Here is a 16,616-nt window from a genome sequence, read left to right as displayed (position 1 = left end):
ATGGACGTTCTCGAGCTGTTCCCCCGGCACATCCTGGAAGGGGATTTGGAGCCGGCCCTGTTGAGCCCGTTGCAGCGCCATGCCGAGGCCGTGCTGCAACAACCGGAGCGCAGCCCCGATGCCTCTACCAAGTTGGCAGGGCAGCTCACCCAGCAACGGGAGCTCTCCTTGCAGGAGCCGGCCATCGCCGAGCTATGCAACAGCGTTTTGCTGCCTGGTTGTGAACGCTGGATCCGCCATGTGATCGACAAACAGCCCCCCCAAGGGCGCGGGCCATGGACTCCGGGCCGTTATCAGCTGCGGATGGTGGATGTTTGGCTCAACAGCCAGCAAGCCGGTGATTACAACCCCACACACACCCACGGCGGCAGCTTTTCAGGGGTGATTTTTCTGCAGGTACCGCCGCAGATCAGCGGCGAGAGCTTCGATGGCCAACTCTGTTTCCATGGCCCGGAGGAGTGGCACATTCAAAGCTTCCGCACGGGAATGGCCCACTATGTGCTGCCTAAACCGGGACGCTTTTACATCTTTCCGGCATGGCAACCGCATTCCGTGATGCCATTTCGAGGCGATGGGGCGCGGTGGTCTTTGGCCTTCAATGTGATGGCTATTCCTCAGCCGGCAGCCAACACGACAGCACGCAATCTCTCGCTATCCAGCAATCGCCCGCGCCGGCAAGGATTTTGAAATCCAAACAAAGTCAATCAATTGGTGTTTTAAAACACCCTTTTTTGGTTCTTAGTCACTAAAAATTGAAGTCCCCATCACATCACCATGACCAAGTCGTTTTGGCTTGGGCTGGACGGCACCTTCAGTCGGCCCAAGAAAAAGAAAGAGAAAACGCTCACCTCCTTAGGTCACAGCCAGCCTCAAACCACAGCTGCCGGCAAAGCCGCTGAGCTGAACTGGGAAGACCTGCTAGGCCGCAAGTAAGCCCTGCTCAGCTCTTGCACTGAATGGATTGAGGGCCTGTGCCCTGGGAGAAATCCAAGCTGTAAGGGGCAGGCACCTTGGCAATCAGCCAACTCTCGCCGAAGTTGTCGACCGCCTTGCCTCCGCGCGGAGGGGAGGTGTCAACAGCGAAGTGATAGGTGGCTGTTTCACCACTGGGCTGATCGACTTCAATCGCAAAGCCGTAATCCACCACGCGGGTGTTGCGCCAACCACCGCCGTTGAAGCGGCAGGAGAGTTGCCGTGTTGTGGGCGGCTCAGGCTCACTGGCAGCAGCAACAGCCGCCATGGGTGTGAGCAGCGCTGAGACCGCAACAAGGGAAAGCCAGCAACGCACGATGAGTTGTCGTCTCACCCATTAATGGCAACAAACCAGCCGTGCGGCCAAAGCGGATCGAAATCAGCGCTGCCGCTGATTCCACTGCTTGATCCAACGCTGGTGCCAAGGGGTGATGTCGATGGGCCGGGTGGGATCCAAATCAAAGGATTCACGTAGTGGAGATTGCTCCACTTCACGGCGCAATTGACGCAAGGCGAAAAACAAAACGATCGCTCCAATGCCCGCAAACAACAGCAAAAACGGCAGCGCTGAAATCAGCACCATCGCCAGCAGGACCGCGCCACTGAGCTGGGCCAAAACCACCAGCCAACGCGCCTGAGGTTGAGAGGGGGGGAGGTACGGCATTTGCTCAAGCCTGCCATGGTTCGGCTGCCTTGGCAGAGAGGAGTGCCGTACCTCTGGATACGGAACTCCTGCATGGGGCGGCCTTTATGGGGAGTGCCTTATGCGAATTGACTTTGAGATAGCGGCTGTGCCATGACCCAATCAGCCTGCCCCTGGCAGGCGTCGAGCGACTTGCCGTTCCTCGCGAGGTGGAGGAACGGCTTTCTTTTAGGCGCAGATCTCCTCCACAATCGGTGGCATTCGCAAGCCGCCACGGTCAATGAAAGAAACGGGTTTCACCGAAGTGGCACTGCGGACAGCTGCCAAAATTTTTGCCGCTGCAGGCTTACTGGCACTGCTGTTTTGGCTGGGCTGGGTGATGATCGATGTTGAGCACATGAACTCCGGCTTCACCCTGCCCTGATTCCTGCTTGTCCTGACAGGTGGAACACAGCACTTCGCCGCGCAGGCGCCGGTAGGTGGCCATGGATCGCTCAATCGATAGCCCGCAGCCGCAGCAGCTGAACAATGGGGGCATCGGCCAGCAGCGAAGGACTTGATCCTGACTCTGCACGAGCCAACGATCGGTAGCCGGTAAGGCAAATCACAGCATCGGCTTAATGGTCAAAGCCGCCGTTGCAAATGCGCTCGGGGATCGCCACGTTGCCAAGCCTGTATTCCAGGGGAATGTTGCTGGCCTTGAGATGGGCCTCGATGCCATCAACGCAGCGGTTAAAGCGACGGGCTTGCTGCGCCATCGGAGCCACTTGAATCGCGAAATAGATCACTGAAAACGTGGCCAGCACCGGATACAGGTGCGCATTGATCAAATCGCGAGCCGAAGACATGGCAGAGGCAATCTCTGCGCTCATGCTGGCTCACTCGATCAGCAGAAACAGCGCCAGGCCAAACACGATCAACAGAACAGGCTTGAGAACAGCCACCAGCGCATAGAGCCCGGCCAGCAGGGCCGGAAGCCCCACCAGCCAATCCACAACTCCACTCACAAAATCCAGCAGTGGCATCAGCCGATGGGCTCTGGCCTGGTTATAGAGCTCAAGCCACCTCCGGGCACCACCCCTGCTCCAGCTCCCGGCGCACCAACCACTGATCACAACGCCTGGTGAGGTGATCACCACTGACGATCAGCCGTTGCTTCCAACCGCACGCCAGCACCGTGTGACCGTCGCCATCAGCGCTGAAGCGAAAGTGCTGACAGGTGATGCACACGCGACTGCAACGGGAGCGCCTGAGCTCTGTTGGCTCCAAATAGCTCCAAGACTCGCCCGCCATCGCCAATGCGCTTTAGTACACCCGTACTAGCCGCAACGACGAGGTGCGGCAAGCACCCTGCTTGCACTTTTTTTATGTCGCCAACAAACAATCCCGCCATCATGAAATCAGTGACGTGGGCGCGGCCATGCGCGTTGAGTTGTTGCCCCTTGGGTTGGCGGCCTTGCTGGGATTGAGCGCCTGTAGCGCCATCCAAACCAGCGGCCAAGACCAACCCACCATCAGCATCGAGCTCGATGCAGCTGATCCCGCCAAGAGCGAGGGCACCTTGCAAACCAAGCCAACGCCTGTGAGCTTTCAGGTGGGCTATGGCCGCTACGGCATCGCTTGCGCCGACACGAGCTTCAGGGAAGGTGAAACCCCCTTGGGCACTTTCAAGGTCAACGCGATCTTGACCCCCGACCGCTTTGAGATGGACCCGGCCTTGATCGAGCAATCAGGCAAATCCAAGGCTTACCTCAAAGAGAACCTGTTCAAGAACATGAGCGCCATCGACTTCAAAGGCGATGGTGAAACCGGCGAATACGGCAAGGGCTACATCAGCCTGGAGCCCCTGACCGACACCGAGCAGCCGTTCAAGTTCAACGAGTACGACGGCAAGTTCCGCTGGTACAGCTTTGCGATCCACGGCACCAACAACAAAAGCCGGGTGGGGCAAAAGGTCACCGGCGGCTGCATCAATGTCGACGACGCCACGATGAGCACGCTGCTCGAAAGCGTGAAGCTCGGCGATGAGGTCGTTATCAGCAGCGACGGCCCCTGCAACGAGTAGAAAGCCTCCCCCCTGTCCAAAGCCGCTGGGCTAGAGCTGGGGAATGAAGAACGTGATTTGCTCGAGCTGCGGTATCCGCGTGCAGATCCCAGCTCGCTCAGCAGCTTTTGTGGGACCAGACACGATCTGCCCCAGCTGTCTTTACAAGCGGAGTCAAGCCACGTCGATGATTAAAAAAGCTGAGCGACCACTGTCGAAGTCGCAACGCTGGGGCTGGCTCAAGCGACCATGGCGACGCAACAAGGCGACGTCGTAAACCCCCACACCTCAGCCGCATGAACCCCAAAGTCTTCTGGAGCCTGATTGCGATCCTGGCCGCCCTACAGGGATGGTTCTGGCTCAGGGCCGGCCACATCTAGGCAAAGAACCATGATTCGCCTCCTTTACTTGAGCCTCCTGGTTTACCTAGCCGTGACGCTATGGAAGCTGATCAGCCGTCAGCTGCAGGCATCGCAGCAGGACGAGACACCAGCCAGCCAAAGCGTGATTGACGTGGAAGCCAAAGATGCCGACCAATAGGCTTAATCACGCACCAAAAGTTGAGCAGCAAAGCATTAAAAAAGGAGCTGCAATTGCAGCTCCTTTTGATCCATCGGGGCGATAGGATTCGAACCTACGGCATCCGCCTCCCAAAGACGGCGCTCTACCAAGCTGAGCTACGCCCCGTTGGGAGACCACACCCTAGCCGAGAGCCTCCACGCAGCAAAGCTTCAAAGCAGCCAAATGGGTTGCTGCCAAGCCATTTGCTCCCTGACATGGCGCTGAACCACGCTGCGATAGCCGTGAGCGCCGCCAGGCAAACGGGCGGGCTGCATCAGATAAGTGAGTACGAAAGGAGCCCAGATCAAATGCAACCAAGCCATGGGTAGCAGGTCGAATTTAATTTCAAGGTAGCCAAATAAGACCAGTCGGACCCAGGCTCAGATTGAATTAATTATTGGCCAGAGGAAATACTCAAAATCAGGCCAACTTGAGCTGCTCGGCTAATGCCATAGCGCTGCGCAATGCGCCCTCCCCGCAGCCATATCCCGGGCCCAGGATCCAGTCACCAGCCAATCCCACCGAACTCTTGGAACACCACTGCAACTCCGCCGGCAATCCACCAGCAGTTGGAACCGCAGCACCCCAGCGCATCACTCCATAGGACTCGGCCTGCTCAAGGGCATGTTGCAACTGAGGCCATGGCTGCAACACCTCTGGCAAGGCTGCATGCAAACGCTGCTCGTGGTGGCGCAGCAAAGCGGGCTGACTCTCCGGCGTAATGCTTTGGCCGTCATCGAGGCCATGCACCACCAGCCCAAGGCGGCCATCACTTTGCAGTTGCAGCACCAGCCGCTCGATGCCCCAACGCTGTTGCGCTTGTGGGATCAACCAGATCTGACGCGGACAATCCTTGATCTCGATAGCTGGCAACGCCAGCATCCAATTCCAGCGAACGCTGGCTTCAATCCCAGCGATGGCCTGCAAAGCGGCATCCAACTGCGGATCGGCTCCGATCGGAATGGCTGTGCGCAGCGGCGGTTCCCCCCAAGCCAGCATCGCCAGCGAACGGGGATGGGCCAACAGCGTTCCTGTCAACGCGAGACGTTTGGCTGCAAACACCTCCGTGCGCTCGGCGTTGGCCAGCAACCAGCGCCCTGAGCTGCGCTCGAGCCAACGCAGGCGACAACCAAACACGCTCTGGTGCCGACCGGGGGCTTGGGCGAGCAGGGCTTCACAGACGCTGGCCATGGTGGGCGAGCCCGCATAACTGAGCCCCTGGGGCGGCCCATCGATCCGCTGAGCCGCCCCATCAAGCCAGACGAGCGGACGCTGCTCCTCCACCAACACCCCTTGATCAAGCAGGGGTTGCAACAGCTCAGCGATGCCCCCTTGCGGAGGGGCGGAGAAATTCAGTGCTGGAGCTCCATGGTCGAGCCGCCAAATCAAATCGCCACGATGTCTGCGGCTGGATGCACGACCACCAGGGCCACGGCCCGCTTCAATCAGCAAAGTGCTGCCATCAAAGCCGTTACGCCCCAAGCAGTGCGTCAAAGCACAACCGGCAAGGCCAGCGCCAACAATGGCGAGATCAACCTCAATCACCAGAGAGCCGCGTCAGCAAGTCAGACAATGAACTAAGACCCGACAGGCTTTTAAAGCCAATGACACCCGCGTCCCAGGGATTGTGTATCACCAAACGGGATAGAAGAGTCCAGAAATTAGCTCAGTGCCTAATGAAACCGTGAACCTCAAAAAACAATCCAAAGAAGAGAAGCACAAACGCAGTTTCAAGAAGGCAAGCTGACTGGCCTGCAACAACGCACAAGAAAGAAGGCTTAAAAGTCAGCCGCGCCATCAAACGAAAAATAACAATTCATGTTGTTTGACATCAGCCACCAGAGGAGCGCCTAAGGTCAGCCTCATAACCTGCAAGCCCGATGGCTTACTACATCTTTTTTATCGCCGTTCTGCTGATTGCATTGGTTGGCGGCCTTGCTGGACGCATCGTTGCCGAACGCTATTGGATGTGAAGCAAGACCCATTAATTGAGGCCGCGACGATCAAACAATATCAATTACACGCCTTAAGTTAGCGGGCACTACGACCGACTACTAGCAACTTAAAGTTCACCCTGCAGCAGCAATTAACTGACTGGATTTGAAGTCAGGCTCTCCTAGTCTGAAGAGCAATTTCAAAGTAGTCAAAAAACCTCTTGCAGGCCATAGCAATCACCGCTGCAAAAGCTGCACTCGGCACAAGCAGGGTATACATAGGGCAAATGCATTTCGCGATGATCAGCAAAGCAAAAGCCCAAACTCAATGAAGACCCTTCAAAAGAGCAACTCAGCACATTCAGCCTTGATATAGAAGAGCAGCTTCACCACACATCTTTTACCAATAGAATCTCCATGACATAGCCGATCATTTTTCAATATTTGCCAGCCCCTGTTGGCAACCTATCTGCTATTTAGAACTCAATAACCTATTTGCCGCTAATACCTAGGTGACTAGCCATTGATGCCACTTTGGACTGATACCGCTCAAAAAATGTTTTAGCGGTCAAAGCACTATTCAGCCGGAGTGGATCACCCCGGTCTTTATTAGACGTGACACAAAGCAAGCCTGATGCCCTTTCGGCCTTAGAGGGTGATCAGACTGACTAGGCAGAGAGGGAGACCTGGCGAAGGCCTCAACAAAATGGGTCGCCTGAGATTCGAACTCAGGACCAGCCGGTTAAAAGCCGGATGCTCTACCGCTGAGCTAGCGACCCATGCCCCGAGGGGCGAAACGAAAAATTATCACGCGCACGTCCCCAGACCATGAGCACTGCCGCCTGGCCGCAACCCAACCTCAGCAATGCCGCCTGGGTGGCACCGAGCGCTGTGGTGATTGGTGATGTTCAGCTGGAGGCAGGCGCCAGCCTCTGGCCAACCGCCGTGGCCCGTGGGGACCTCGCCAGCATCCGCGTCGGCGAAGGAAGCAATGTTCAAGACGGCGCCGTGCTGCACGGAGATCCAGGGGATCCGGTGCTAATTGGCCGCGACGTGACCATTGGCCATCGGGCCGTGATTCATGGCGCCACCCTCAATGACGGCTGCCTGATTGGGATTGGAGCGATTGTGCTCAATGGGGTCACCGTGGGAGCTGGCGCTCTGGTCGCAGCGGGAGCGGTGGTCACCAAAGATGTTCCTGCCGGCGCCCTGGTGATGGGCGCACCAGCAGCAGTCAAGCGAGAACTCAGTTCTGACGCGGTGGCCGGGCAACGCAGCCACGCTCAGCGCTACCGCCAGCTGGCTGAGCAGCATGCAAAGGCGGGCTGAACATCCACTTTTTGCTGCGAATTGGGACAGCTTTGGGCCAAGTTCGCGGCAGGCTCGGTACGTTCCGTAATAATCACCGGGTCATAAACCACTCGATCATGGGCCTTCTGCGCATTTTGTTGGGCGGCTTCCTGGTGCTCGGCGTCGTCGGCTTTTCCGCCTACAGCGTGATCACCACAGGCCAGTTCCTCGGTATCGATGCTCGTCTGTTCGTCGTGGTCGCCCCGGTACTTGCAGCCGTGGGCTGGGCAGGATTCAACATCGGTCGTGCCGCCATTGGCCAGCTGCAGCTCATGCTGAAGAGAGCACAGGGCTGATCGTTTGAACGTTCTGGTGATCGGAGCCGGCCTCGCCGGCACCGAAGCCGCCTGGCAGGTGGCTCAAGCAGGTCTCCCGGTCACCTTGGTGGAAATGCGGCCGCTGCGCCGCTCCCCAGCGCACCACAGCAGCGAATTTGGTGAGCTGGTTTGCAGCAACAGTTTTGGCGCTCTCAGCAGTGATCGGGCCGCCGGCCTGCTGCAGGAGGAGCTGCGTCGCCTGGGGTCATTGGTCATCAGTACTGCAGACCACCACGCCGTGCCAGCAGGCGGCGCCCTGGCCGTTGATCGCGGCCGCTACAGCGCAGCACTCACCGCAGCGCTCGACGCCCATCCCCTGGTGACGATCGAGCGGCGCGAGCAGCAGCGCCTGCCTGAAGCTGGGCAATTCACGGTGCTGGCCACCGGCCCGCTGACCAGCGAACCGTTGGCAGAAGACCTGCGCGCCTTCACCGGCCGCGAGGACTGCCATTTCTTTGATGCCGCTAGCCCCATCGTGGAAGGAGAGAGCATCGATCTGGAGGTGGCGTTCCGCGCCAGCCGCTACGACAAAGGCGATGCGGACTACATCAACTGCCCGATGAATCAAGAGCAGTACCTCGCCTTCCGCGAGGCACTGCTGTCGGCAGAACAAGCCGAGCTCAAAGACTTCGAAAAAGACAGCGCCACGTTTTTTGAGGGCTGCCTGCCTATCGAGGAGCTGGCCCGCCGCGGGGAAGACACCATGCGCTACGGCCCGCTCAAACCGATCGGGCTTTGGGACCAGCGCTGGGGAGATGTCACCGACCGCGATGTGCGCCGGGCCAAGCGCGCCTATGCCGTGGTGCAACTGCGTCAGGAGGACAAAGACGGGCGGCTGTGGAACCTGGTGGGCTTCCAGACCAACCTCAAATGGGGTGAGCAAAAGCGCGTGTTGCAGCTCATCCCCGGACTGGAGAACGCCAGCTTCGTGCGCTTTGGGGTGATGCACCGCAACACCTTCTTGGAAGCCCCGCAGCTGCTTGAGCCAACCCTGCAATTCCGCCAGCGGCCCAGCCTGCTGGCGGCAGGTCAGATCACAGGCACCGAGGGCTACGCCGCCGCTGTGGCCGGCGGCTGGCTCGCGGGCACCAACGCAGCCCGGCTCGCCCGCGGTGATGCCCCCATCGACCTGCCGGCCACCACCATGGCGGGAGCCTTGACCCACTTCATCAGCGAGGCCCCCAGCGGCAAATTTCAACCGATGCCCCCCAACTTCGGCCTGCTGCCGGAGCTGCCTGAACGCATCCGCGACAAGCGCCGCCGCTACGGGGCCTACCGAGATCGGGCCCTGGCCGACCTCGCCCCCTTCAGCTCAGCCCCTAAGGTCGCCGAAGCCACTGCAGCGGCCCTGTGAGCAGCAGCCCCGATTGGGACGTCATCGTGATCGGCGCCGGGATTGGCGGCCTGGTCACCGCCAGCCAGCTGGCAGCCAAAGGGGCCAAGGTGCTGGTGCTGGAGCGCTATCTGATTCCTGGAGGCAGCGGCGGCAGTTTCAAGCGAGCCGGCTACACCTTCGATGTGGGCGCCTCGATGATTTTTGGCTTCGGCCAAAAAGGCCACACCAACCTGCTGACCCGTGCCCTCGCCGATGTGGGGGAGCACTGCGACACCATCGCTGACCCAGTGCAGCTGGAATACCACCTGCCAGGCGGCCTGAACGTGGCCGTTGATCGCGATTACGAGAGCTTTGTGGAGCGGCTTAGCGCCCTGTTTCCCCACGAAGCCCAAGGGATCCGCGCCTTCTATGACACCTGCTGGCAGGTGTTCCGCTGCCTCGATGCGATGCCGCTGCTCTCGCTCGAGGATCCGGCCTACCTCGCCAAGGTGTTTTTCAGGGCTCCACTGGCTTGCCTAGGCCTTGCCCGCTGGCTGCCGTTCAATGTGGGCGATGTGGCCCGCCAGCACATCAACGATCCCCAGCTGCTCCAATTCATCGACATGGAGTGCTTCTGCTGGTCGGTGATGCCAGCGGATCTCACCCCGATGATCAATGCAGGCATGGTGTTTTCCGATCGCCATGCCGGCGGCATCAACTACCCCAAAGGCGGCGTTGGCACGATTGCTTGCAAATTGGTGAATGGTCTCGAGCGCCACGGCGGCCAGATCCGCTACAAGGCCCGCGTGACGCGCGTGTTGATGGACGGCAGCCAAGCCGTGGGCGTTGAACTCGCCGATGGCGAGACGATCCACGCCCGCCGCGTGGTCAGCAATGCCACCCGCTGGGACACCTTCAGTGGGGAGGGTTCAGCCAAAGCGCCGCTGGTGGATGCCGAGCACACGCCCGCACGAGAGGCCCGTTGGCGCAAGCGCTATAAGGCCTCGCCCTCGTTCCTCTCGCTGCACCTGGGAATCGATGCCGCCTTGGTGCCCAGCGGTTTCCACTGCCACCACCTGCTGCTGGAGAACTGGCAAGCCATGGAAGACGAGCAGGGGGTGATCTTTGTCTCGATGCCCAGCCTGCTGGATCCTGAGCTCGCCCCCAGCGGACGGCAGATCCTGCACTGCTTCACGCCTTCAGCAATGGAGCACTGGCAGAGCCTCGGGCCCGAGGCCTACAAGGCCAAAAAACAGGCGGATGCCGACCGCTTGATCCAACGCCTGGAGACCTTGCTCTTGCCTGGCCTCAGTGGGGGAATCCATCACCGCGAAGTGGGCACCCCGCGCAGCCATCGCCGTTTCCTGGGCCGCCACCAAGGCAGCTATGGCCCGATTCCTGCGATGCGGCTGCCAGGCCTGCTGCCGATGCCGTTCAACCGCACCGGCATCGATGGCCTCTACTGCGTTGGCGATTCCTGCTTCCCCGGGCAAGGGCTCAACGCCGTGGCCTTCAGCGGCTTTGCCTGCGCCCATCGCATCGGCGCCGATCTGGGCCTGAATCCCTGGGCTTTACCCCAATGACGCCAGGGCCCCATCGCGCAGGTTGAGGTAGATCGCCCCCAGCCCCTTGGTGAGAAATTCCACGCCAATGGCCAGGGTGAACAGGCCCATCAACTTGATGAAGATCGTCACCCCCACCTCCCCCAGCCAAGCCATGATCCGGCTGCTGAAGCGAAAGATGGCGGTGTTCACCAGCACCAAGATCACAATCGCGGCCAGCAGGTTCAGCGCGGTGCCACTGCGGTAAGCCGTTTCGGCAAACAGCACCACCGCCGAGAGCGTTCCAGCGCCAATGGTGAGCGGGATACCGATCGGCACCACCGCCGCGGAATAAAACTGCGCATCACTGAGATCAGGCTCCGGCGGGCTGGCAGCCGATGCCGCAGCACGAGTGGGCAATGGCGAGCGTGAGTTCATCATCTCCAGGCCCACGCCGCCGAGCAGCAAACCGCCTGCGATCTGAAAGGCGCTGACGGAGATGCCAAAAAAATCGAGGATGCGCGTGCCCACCACCATGAACAGCACCAGCGTGATCAAGCAGGCCAAGCTGCTCATCAGGATCAGGCGCTTAACCTTGGCGCGCGGCATGCCCTGGGTATGGAGCAGAAACGCGCCCAATGCCGACACGTTGTTGCCGATGGCCAGCAGACCAATCAGGTAGTGCTGAAACGAACTGGTCTCCATCAATGGTGGAAGGGCCGATGCTCAGGATTGGGATCGGGCATCGGGCTGCTGAGTTGCTGGAACCAATCCACCGCGTTCTGAAGATCCCGCAGCAATAGATCGGCCATATCGCGCGTGAAACCAGCTCGGATCACAAAGCGCAGCACGGCGAGATCCTCACAGGCCGCCGGCATGGTGTAGGCGGGAACTTGCCAACCACGGGCCCGCAGGCGTTCGGAGAGCTGAAACACCGTCCAGGTCTCCACCGAGTCCTCGAGGGTGACGGCAAAGACCGGGAGCTGCCCGCGGGGATGGCTCAGCAATTTCATCGGTGCCATCGCCGCAATCGAATCAGCGAGGTAGGAGGCGGTGGTTTCCAGGCAGGCCATGCGCTGGCAATAGCCGGCATGGCCCAAATGGATGAAGTTGAAGTATTGCGCCACCACCTGGGCTCCCGGCCGGGAGAAGTTCATGCCGATCGTTGGCATCTGGCCGCCGAGGTAGTTGACGTTGAAGCGCAGCTCCTCGGGCAGATCGGCCTGCTCTCGCCACAACACCCAGCCCACACCGGGGAGAACACCGCCATATTTATGGCCGCTGGTGTTGATCGACTTCACGCGGGGCAGGCGGAAGTCCCAACGCAGCTCAGGGGAATTAAACGGCGCCACAAAGGCACCGGAGGCGCCATCAACGTGGATGGGAATGTCGAGCCCCGTGCGCTCTTGCAGCTGATCGAGGCCCTGCTGGATGGCTTCAATCGGCTCATAGCTGCCATCAAAGGTGCTGCCGAGCACACCCACCACGCCAATGGTGTTCTCATCGCAGGCCGCCACCGCACCCTCGGCGGTCATCTGCAGGTGTTCACGTGAAATCGGCACCATGCGCGCTTCCACGTCGAAGTAGGCGCAGAACTTGTCCCAGCAGATCTGGGTGTTTGTGCCCATCACCAAATTCGGGCGGCGATCATCGAGGCCCTGGGCAGCGCGGCGTTGACGCCAATGCCAGCGCAACACCATGCCGCCGAGCATGCAGGCTTCGCTGGAGCCGGTGGTGGAGGTGCCAACGGCAGCCTCGGGATCAGGCGCATTCCAGAGCCTGGCCAGCATGCGCAAACAGCGATTTTCCAGCTCGGCGGTTTGGGGATATTCGTCCTTATCGATCATGTTCTTGTCGGCGCACTCGCGCATCAGATGCAGCGCTTCTGGCTCCATCCAGGTGCCGACAAAGGTCGCCAAATTGAGCATGGCGTTGCCATCCAGCATCAAGTGGTCGTGAATGAGCTGATAAGCCAGATCGGCGTGCAAGCCGTGCTTCGCCAGCTGATCGCGCGGCAACACGGCATCGGTGTGATTGCGTTGATGCAGGCGATGGCCGAGGTTGGTTTCAAGGTCAAGGCCAGGGCGAGAAGTCTCCACAGGGAGTGCACATCGAGATCAGCCCCCTCAGTGGTAGCCACCGCTCCAGGGCAAAGGAATCATTCCTAAAGTCGTCGCCATGACCGAACACCCCAGCAGCACTGGCGGGCCGCACGTCTACCCGATGGCTCCGCTGATCCGCGGCACCTTGGTGCTGCTGTATCTGGCGCTGGTGTTGCCACTGCCTGCCTTCGCCTCTGGACCGATGCGGCTCTGGCTGCTGGTGATGGTGGCGTTGGGTTTGGTGTTGGTGCTGGCTTTGGTGAGTGAACGGGTGGAGCTCAGCGCTGAAGGCTTGCGGGTGGGCCCCGCTCCCTGGTGTGCCGCAGTGCTCAAGCGGGGGTGGCAGCTGAGCTGGGGTGATGTCAAAGCCTTGGTGCCTGTGGGCACCAGCCAAGGCGGCCGCGTGTATTACATCCGCGGCGGCAGCCAGGCCCACCTACTGCCCCAGCGCGTGGAGCGTTTTGACGATTTCCTCGTGCGCTTCAGCAGCGCCAGTGGGCTGGAAACCAGCAGTGTGCAACGGCTAACGCCACCTTGGACCTACCAACTACTGGCGATCTCAAGCGGGTTGATGTTGGCCATTGAGCTGTTGGCTGGCCTCCGCTGGATCACCCAGGTCTAAGGAGCGTTCCGGCAGGTTGTCGAGACTGAAGCGATAGCCCTGCTGGCGCACCGTTTCGATCCCGCCGCCTTCACCAAGACCGGCCTGCTCCAGCTTGCGGCGCAGGGTGAGCACTTGGGTGTCCACAGAACGGGGGCCACCACTAAAGGGGGGCCAAGCCATGGTCAACAGCTCTTGGCGGCTGCGCACATGACCAGGGGGCATCAACAGCGCGCAGAGCAGAGCGAATTCCCGCGGACTGAGCTCCACGGGTTGATCACGCAGGGTGACTTGGCGCAGCAGCAGGTGAACGTTCAGCGGGCCAACGGTGACCTGCTCTTGCAAACCGCCACTGCGGGTGAGCAACTTGCGGCAACGGGCCGCCATTTCCTCCAAACCAAACGGCTTGCGCAGCACATCTTCAGCGCCGGAGTCGAGCAGGGACACCACCGCCTCAGCCCCTGTGCGGGCCGTCAACACCATCACCGGGCAGCGCAGCTGAGCGCCCAACTTGAGTGCTGTGGTTTCCTCGAGCAATTCAGCACTCACCAGCAGATCGGGTTGCTGATCGAGGCACAACTGCATGGCCTCAGCGGCTGATGCCACGGCAGCTGTCATGTGCCCGTCTTGACGCAAACGCTGCGCCAGCACCATCCGCAGGGTGGGATGAGGCTCCACCACGAGAATGCAACTGGAGTTGGACGCCTCAGAGGCAGACACACATTTAGACCTGTTCCGTCTACCGTAAGCGGGTTTTATCGGCATGCTGGTAACAGGCGATGCCTTCCCAGCTGTCCCCCATGACTGCGTTACAGGACCCTGACGCAATACGTCACTTTCAGAGCCTGATCGACGCCTGTCAGGAACTGACCTTGCGGCACCACAGCCCATCGGAACTGAGGCTCTATGCCGATGGATTCATCCATGCCCTGCGCCGCAGCCAACAACTGGACTCCCTCAGCCAGCGGCGATTCGAGGAATTCATTGATCGCTGGCTGATGGATCCATCCAGCTTCTTTGGCCCTGACGGGGATCCGCGCGCTCTGTTTGAAACCGAGCGCCGCTAATCCTCAGCCAAAGCAATAGTGCTTACGCACGGCTTGGTGCACCTGCCAGGTGCAGCGCAAACCAGCACTGAATTCCACAAAATCCCCTGCACCAAAGCGAACGGGTTCTCCGTTCTCTGGCGTCACGGTCACATCACCCGCGAGCAGCAAGCAGCGCTCACGCTCGTCGTATTGCCAAGGGAAGGTGCTGGCCTCACAGCTCCAGATGGGCCATTGGCGCACCTGAAGCGCATCAATCTGCTGCTCAGAGCAAGCGCGGGTGACCTCAATCAAAGTCAGCTAGCCAGGGCCACCGTCACGGTTTCGCGCAGCTCACCGGAGTTGTACATCTCGATCATGATGTCGGAGCCGCCCAGGAATTCACCGTTGAGGTACACCTGGGGAATGGTGGGCCAATTGGAAAACTCTTTGATCCCCTGACGAATCTCCATGTCGGAGAGCACGTCGAAGGTTTCAAACGGAACCCCCAGCGAGTGGAAGATTTGCACCACGTTGTTGGAGAACCCGCACTGGGGCATGAGCTTGCTGCCCTTCATAAAGATGAAGACAGGGCTCGAGGCGACCAGGGTTTCGATCCGGCTTTTGAGCTGAGCGTCCATAACGGGATTGGCTAGATGGAAACCCTACGAGGGGCAAGAGGTGGAGAGGGCCAAGGCGTGAATGGCCTCACTGGCCAGCTCCTGGCTGAGGGCGCCATAGACGAGTTGATGCTGCTTCACCCGCGTGAGGTCACGAAAGCCCTCGGACACCACGGTGACCTGCAGGTGATCACCGCCTCCGGTGAGATCTTCGACTTGAACCTGCGCATCAGGCAGGGCTTGGCGGATGGCCGCCGCTACAGCATCGGGTTGAACCATGGAATGCCCTGAAAATCAGTTGGACCGCGGAGCAGGTGCGTTGTAGGGGATGGAGACAAAGCCAATCTCCAGCAGCTGCTGATACGCCTTGCGGCCATCTTCGTTGGCAGGGGTCATCAACTTGATCACTTCCACCAGCAGAGGCACAGCCACCTCAGCCTGATTTTCACGGCGATAGGCCGCGGCCAGACGGAGGTTGGCAGAAGCCAGTGCCTGAATCGCTTCACGGCCTTTGGCATCCATCGCCCTGGGGATTCGCGCATCGAGGCCGCGGAAGGCGCCGCTCAGATCCCGGTAGAAAGACAACAACGAACGGGCCGCATTGCGGGCCTTGTCGTAAGAATCGATCGCAGCACTCAGATCACCACTAGCGGCTTCAGCATCGCCTTGGGCCAATAGCTCGTTGACGGCACTGATGTTGAAGGTGTCGCCGCTGGAGTTGGCAACAACCTCTTGCACGCCTGTTTGAGCCTGGGCCAACGCGGGCACCGGGGCGAACAGGAGGGCCAGGCTGGCCGAAAGCAGAAGACGGCGCATAGGCCTGAGAACTCCGAGCAATGGCGGGAATCTAGGCCTCGTTTTCACCAGCGACGATGCAGCTGCGGGCCGCTTCCTCAGCCGAACGCATGCCCTGTTCGATGCGTTCGGCCAAGGCCAACGCCGCCGCTTTGCCACTGCCTTCCAAGCGCAGCTGGGGACCAAAACAGAGCGCGGCGCAATCACCCCAACGGGGCAGCCGCCGGCTGTAGGCAATCCCAATTGGAATCACAGGGACAGAACCCAGACCTTTGGTTTGAGCCAGCGACGCCAAACGGGGCAATCCCGGAGCCACGGTGATGGGGGCTCCATCACGGTTGATTCGCCCCTCGGGGAACAGCACCACCTGCTGCTGATCGGCCAACAAATCCAAGGCGTAGCGAAGGCTGGCGGTGCCTGGCTTGCTCTGATCGATGGCAAAGCAACCCAGACGGCGTAGAAACCAGCCCTGTAATCCGCTCATCTCGGTGGTGGTGACCATGAAGCGGCAATCGCGGCCGCTGACGCGCCGGCCGGCCGCTTTGGGCAAGATCAAGGCATCCCAACGGGCGCGATGGGTGGGTGCCAGCAGCACCGGGCCGTCGGTTGGTAATTGGTCCGCGCCAAGAATGGAAACCCGACGAAAGAACAGCCGTAAGGCGATGTCTTCTGTGGTGAGGATCGCCAGGGGCGCGAGCCACGGCACAACGTCGCTATGAACCCGCTGCGCCCGCGCCAGGCGACTCGCTGCCATGGGATCGCTGGAGCTGGCCATAGTCCCGACCTTATCGAGCGA

General features: G+C 60.2%; 25 protein-coding genes and 2 tRNA genes. 10 read left to right on the top strand and 17 right to left on the bottom strand.

The features are described 5' to 3' along the window. Nucleotides 1–687: a 2OG-Fe(II) oxygenase family protein gene (locus SIB46_RS00620; RefSeq protein WP_413296623.1), complete on the top strand. Its 687-nt coding sequence runs from the start codon at nucleotides 1–3 to the stop codon at nucleotides 685–687. An 87-nt stretch (nucleotides 688–774) separates the two neighbouring features. Next, a complete protein-coding gene (locus SIB46_RS00615) occupies nucleotides 775–933 on the top strand; it encodes a hypothetical protein (protein ID WP_413296622.1) in 159 nt (52 codons plus the stop codon). Nucleotides 934–940: 7 nt separating this feature from the next. Here the strand turns inward: SIB46_RS00615 and SIB46_RS00610 are convergent, their stop codons facing one another. The 6 genes from SIB46_RS00610 to SIB46_RS00585 all read right to left on the bottom strand — a co-directional run bounded on the left by SIB46_RS00610 (nucleotide 941) and on the right by SIB46_RS00585 (nucleotide 2,908). Continuing rightward, entirely contained in the window at nucleotides 941–1,240 is a 300-nt protein-coding gene (locus SIB46_RS00610; RefSeq protein ID WP_413296621.1) for a hypothetical protein, read from the bottom strand. Between the two features lie 111 nt (nucleotides 1,241–1,351). Further along, nucleotides 1,352–1,636, bottom strand: a complete 285-nt coding sequence (locus SIB46_RS00605) for a hypothetical protein (RefSeq protein WP_043737026.1) — start codon at nucleotides 1,634–1,636, stop codon at nucleotides 1,352–1,354. Between the two features lie 325 nt (nucleotides 1,637–1,961). Continuing rightward, entirely contained in the window at nucleotides 1,962–2,153 is a 192-nt protein-coding gene (locus SIB46_RS00600; RefSeq protein WP_413296620.1) for a hypothetical protein, read from the bottom strand. Nucleotides 2,154–2,232: 79 nt separating this feature from the next. Next, nucleotides 2,233–2,463, bottom strand: a complete 231-nt coding sequence (locus SIB46_RS00595) for a hypothetical protein (protein ID WP_186550899.1) — start codon at nucleotides 2,461–2,463, stop codon at nucleotides 2,233–2,235. A gap of 30 nt (nucleotides 2,464–2,493) precedes the next feature. Then, entirely contained in the window at nucleotides 2,494–2,640 is a 147-nt protein-coding gene (locus SIB46_RS00590) for a hypothetical protein (protein ID WP_413296619.1), read from the bottom strand. A gap of 31 nt (nucleotides 2,641–2,671) precedes the next feature. Next, nucleotides 2,672–2,908: a galactose oxidase gene (locus SIB46_RS00585; protein WP_413296618.1), complete on the bottom strand. Its 237-nt coding sequence runs from the start codon at nucleotides 2,906–2,908 to the stop codon at nucleotides 2,672–2,674. A gap of 127 nt (nucleotides 2,909–3,035) precedes the next feature. On the opposite strand from SIB46_RS00585, the gene SIB46_RS00580 reads away from it, so the two are divergent. Next, nucleotides 3,036–3,680: a L,D-transpeptidase gene (locus SIB46_RS00580; protein WP_413296617.1), complete on the top strand. Its 645-nt coding sequence runs from the start codon at nucleotides 3,036–3,038 to the stop codon at nucleotides 3,678–3,680. Nucleotides 3,681–4,049: 369 nt separating this feature from the next. After that, complete coding sequence (locus SIB46_RS00575; protein WP_413296616.1) at nucleotides 4,050–4,199, top strand: hypothetical protein; 150 nt, start codon at nucleotides 4,050–4,052, stop codon at nucleotides 4,197–4,199. A gap of 73 nt (nucleotides 4,200–4,272) precedes the next feature. Here the strand turns inward: SIB46_RS00575 and SIB46_RS00570 are convergent. The 3 genes from SIB46_RS00570 to SIB46_RS00560 all read right to left on the bottom strand — a co-directional run bounded on the left by SIB46_RS00570 (nucleotide 4,273) and on the right by SIB46_RS00560 (nucleotide 6,933). Next, nucleotides 4,273–4,346: transfer RNA gene (locus tag SIB46_RS00570), tRNA-Pro, on the bottom strand. Nucleotides 4,347–4,640: 294 nt separating this feature from the next. Next, complete coding sequence (locus SIB46_RS00565; protein WP_413296615.1) at nucleotides 4,641–5,765, bottom strand: NAD(P)-binding protein; 1,125 nt, start codon at nucleotides 5,763–5,765, stop codon at nucleotides 4,641–4,643. 1,096 nt (nucleotides 5,766–6,861) lie between these two features. Continuing rightward, a tRNA-Lys gene (locus tag SIB46_RS00560) sits at nucleotides 6,862–6,933 on the bottom strand. 49 nt (nucleotides 6,934–6,982) lie between these two features. On the opposite strand from SIB46_RS00560, the gene SIB46_RS00555 reads away from it, so the two are divergent. The 4 genes from SIB46_RS00555 (at nucleotide 6,983) to crtH (ending at nucleotide 10,719) form a co-directional block, all read left to right on the top strand. Beyond that, on the top strand, nucleotides 6,983–7,483 hold the full coding sequence (locus tag SIB46_RS00555; protein ID WP_413296614.1) for a gamma carbonic anhydrase family protein: 501 nt from the start codon (nucleotides 6,983–6,985) through the stop codon (nucleotides 7,481–7,483). Between the two features lie 194 nt (nucleotides 7,484–7,677). After that, a complete protein-coding gene (locus SIB46_RS00550; RefSeq protein WP_413297803.1) occupies nucleotides 7,678–7,800 on the top strand; it encodes a photosystem II protein Y in 123 nt (40 codons plus the stop codon). A gap of 4 nt (nucleotides 7,801–7,804) precedes the next feature. Continuing rightward, nucleotides 7,805–9,175 carry an FADH(2)-oxidizing methylenetetrahydrofolate--tRNA-(uracil(54)-C(5))-methyltransferase TrmFO gene (gene trmFO / locus SIB46_RS00545; protein WP_413296613.1) on the top strand — a complete coding sequence of 457 codons (1,371 nt, stop codon included), beginning with the start codon at nucleotides 7,805–7,807 and terminating at the stop codon, nucleotides 9,173–9,175. Next, nucleotides 9,172–10,719: a carotenoid isomerase gene (crtH, locus tag SIB46_RS00540; RefSeq protein ID WP_413296612.1), complete on the top strand. Its 1,548-nt coding sequence runs from the start codon at nucleotides 9,172–9,174 to the stop codon at nucleotides 10,717–10,719. The genes trmFO and crtH overlap by 4 nt, the downstream gene beginning before the upstream one ends. Here crtH and SIB46_RS00535 read toward each other — a convergent pair. Continuing rightward, nucleotides 10,708–11,382, bottom strand: coding sequence for a MarC family protein (locus SIB46_RS00535; protein ID WP_413296611.1), 675 nt, complete (start codon nucleotides 11,380–11,382; stop codon nucleotides 10,708–10,710). The genes crtH and SIB46_RS00535 overlap by 12 nt on opposite strands. Beyond that, a complete protein-coding gene (locus SIB46_RS00530) occupies nucleotides 11,382–12,776 on the bottom strand; it encodes a glutamate decarboxylase (protein WP_413296610.1) in 1,395 nt (464 codons plus the stop codon). The genes SIB46_RS00535 and SIB46_RS00530 overlap by 1 nt, the downstream gene beginning before the upstream one ends. Before the next feature lie 79 nt (nucleotides 12,777–12,855). Here SIB46_RS00530 and SIB46_RS00525 point away from each other — a divergent pair, with 79 nt between their 5' ends. After that, the gene (locus tag SIB46_RS00525) at nucleotides 12,856–13,401 is read left to right on the top strand and encodes a hypothetical protein (protein ID WP_413296609.1); all 546 of its coding nucleotides are present in this window, start codon (nucleotides 12,856–12,858) and stop codon (nucleotides 13,399–13,401) included. Here the strand turns inward: SIB46_RS00525 and SIB46_RS00520 are convergent. Continuing rightward, a complete protein-coding gene (locus SIB46_RS00520) occupies nucleotides 13,339–14,145 on the bottom strand; it encodes a response regulator transcription factor (protein ID WP_413296608.1) in 807 nt (268 codons plus the stop codon). The two genes, SIB46_RS00525 and SIB46_RS00520, sit on opposite strands and share 63 nt — an antisense overlap. Before the next feature lie 35 nt (nucleotides 14,146–14,180). Here SIB46_RS00520 and SIB46_RS00515 point away from each other — a divergent pair, with 35 nt between their 5' ends. Beyond that, nucleotides 14,181–14,447 carry a DUF6761 family protein gene (locus SIB46_RS00515; protein ID WP_413296607.1) on the top strand — a complete coding sequence of 89 codons (267 nt, stop codon included), beginning with the start codon at nucleotides 14,181–14,183 and terminating at the stop codon, nucleotides 14,445–14,447. Nucleotides 14,448–14,450: 3 nt separating this feature from the next. Here the strand turns inward: SIB46_RS00515 and SIB46_RS00510 are convergent, their stop codons facing one another. The 5 genes from SIB46_RS00510 to SIB46_RS00490 are packed head-to-tail and all read right to left on the bottom strand — an operon-like array spanning nucleotide 14,451 to nucleotide 16,574. Continuing rightward, complete coding sequence (locus SIB46_RS00510; RefSeq protein WP_413296606.1) at nucleotides 14,451–14,720, bottom strand: cupin domain-containing protein; 270 nt, start codon at nucleotides 14,718–14,720, stop codon at nucleotides 14,451–14,453. Nucleotides 14,721–14,722: 2 nt separating this feature from the next. Next, on the bottom strand, nucleotides 14,723–15,046 hold the full coding sequence (gene grxD / locus SIB46_RS00505) for a Grx4 family monothiol glutaredoxin (protein WP_011935966.1): 324 nt from the start codon (nucleotides 15,044–15,046) through the stop codon (nucleotides 14,723–14,725). A 24-nt stretch (nucleotides 15,047–15,070) separates the two neighbouring features. Continuing rightward, complete coding sequence (locus SIB46_RS00500) at nucleotides 15,071–15,304, bottom strand: BolA family protein (protein WP_011935967.1); 234 nt, start codon at nucleotides 15,302–15,304, stop codon at nucleotides 15,071–15,073. Nucleotides 15,305–15,319: 15 nt separating this feature from the next. Further along, nucleotides 15,320–15,841 (bottom strand): hypothetical protein, encoded by a 522-nt coding sequence (locus SIB46_RS00495; protein ID WP_413296605.1) that lies wholly within the window; start codon nucleotides 15,839–15,841, stop codon nucleotides 15,320–15,322. 31 nt (nucleotides 15,842–15,872) lie between these two features. Beyond that, nucleotides 15,873–16,574 carry a lysophospholipid acyltransferase family protein gene (locus tag SIB46_RS00490; RefSeq protein ID WP_413296604.1) on the bottom strand — a complete coding sequence of 234 codons (702 nt, stop codon included), beginning with the start codon at nucleotides 16,572–16,574 and terminating at the stop codon, nucleotides 15,873–15,875. Nucleotides 16,575–16,616 lie beyond the last annotated feature (42 nt).

This window comes from Synechococcus sp. MIT S9452, assembly GCF_047304245.1.
Classification (GTDB): domain Bacteria; phylum Cyanobacteriota; class Cyanobacteriia; order PCC-6307; family Cyanobiaceae; genus RCC307.
Note: the sequence above shows the minus strand (reverse complement) of the source record. Positions and strands in the feature narration are given on the sequence as shown.

Coding starts and splice junctions, on each gene's coding strand:
- SIB46_RS00620 (WP_413296623.1), top strand. CDS start 1: ATGGACGTTCTCGAGCTGTTCCCCCGGCACATCCTGGAAGGGGATTTG.
- SIB46_RS00615 (WP_413296622.1), top strand. CDS start 775: ATGACCAAGTCGTTTTGGCTTGGGCTGGACGGCACCTTCAGTCGGCCC.
- SIB46_RS00610 (WP_413296621.1), bottom strand. CDS start 1,240: ATGGCGGCTGTTGCTGCTGCCAGTGAGCCTGAGCCGCCCACAACACGG.
- SIB46_RS00605 (WP_043737026.1), bottom strand. CDS start 1,636: ATGCCGTACCTCCCCCCCTCTCAACCTCAGGCGCGTTGGCTGGTGGTT.
- SIB46_RS00600 (WP_413296620.1), bottom strand. CDS start 2,153: ATGCCCCCATTGTTCAGCTGCTGCGGCTGCGGGCTATCGATTGAGCGA.
- SIB46_RS00595 (WP_186550899.1), bottom strand. CDS start 2,463: ATGTCTTCGGCTCGCGATTTGATCAATGCGCACCTGTATCCGGTGCTG.
- SIB46_RS00590 (WP_413296619.1), bottom strand. CDS start 2,640: ATGCCACTGCTGGATTTTGTGAGTGGAGTTGTGGATTGGCTGGTGGGG.
- SIB46_RS00585 (WP_413296618.1), bottom strand. CDS start 2,908: ATGGCGGGCGAGTCTTGGAGCTATTTGGAGCCAACAGAGCTCAGGCGC.
- SIB46_RS00580 (WP_413296617.1), top strand. CDS start 3,036: ATGCGCGTTGAGTTGTTGCCCCTTGGGTTGGCGGCCTTGCTGGGATTG.
- SIB46_RS00575 (WP_413296616.1), top strand. CDS start 4,050: ATGATTCGCCTCCTTTACTTGAGCCTCCTGGTTTACCTAGCCGTGACG.
- SIB46_RS00555 (WP_413296614.1), top strand. CDS start 6,983: ATGAGCACTGCCGCCTGGCCGCAACCCAACCTCAGCAATGCCGCCTGG.
- SIB46_RS00535 (WP_413296611.1), bottom strand. CDS start 11,382: ATGGAGACCAGTTCGTTTCAGCACTACCTGATTGGTCTGCTGGCCATC.
- SIB46_RS00525 (WP_413296609.1), top strand. CDS start 12,856: ATGACCGAACACCCCAGCAGCACTGGCGGGCCGCACGTCTACCCGATG.
- SIB46_RS00520 (WP_413296608.1), bottom strand. CDS start 14,145: ATGCCGATAAAACCCGCTTACGGTAGACGGAACAGGTCTAAATGTGTG.
- SIB46_RS00515 (WP_413296607.1), top strand. CDS start 14,181: ATGACTGCGTTACAGGACCCTGACGCAATACGTCACTTTCAGAGCCTG.
- grxD (WP_011935966.1), bottom strand. CDS start 15,046: ATGGACGCTCAGCTCAAAAGCCGGATCGAAACCCTGGTCGCCTCGAGC.
- SIB46_RS00500 (WP_011935967.1), bottom strand. CDS start 15,304: ATGGTTCAACCCGATGCTGTAGCGGCGGCCATCCGCCAAGCCCTGCCT.
- SIB46_RS00495 (WP_413296605.1), bottom strand. CDS start 15,841: ATGCGCCGTCTTCTGCTTTCGGCCAGCCTGGCCCTCCTGTTCGCCCCG.
- SIB46_RS00490 (WP_413296604.1), bottom strand. CDS start 16,574: ATGGCAGCGAGTCGCCTGGCGCGGGCGCAGCGGGTTCATAGCGACGTT.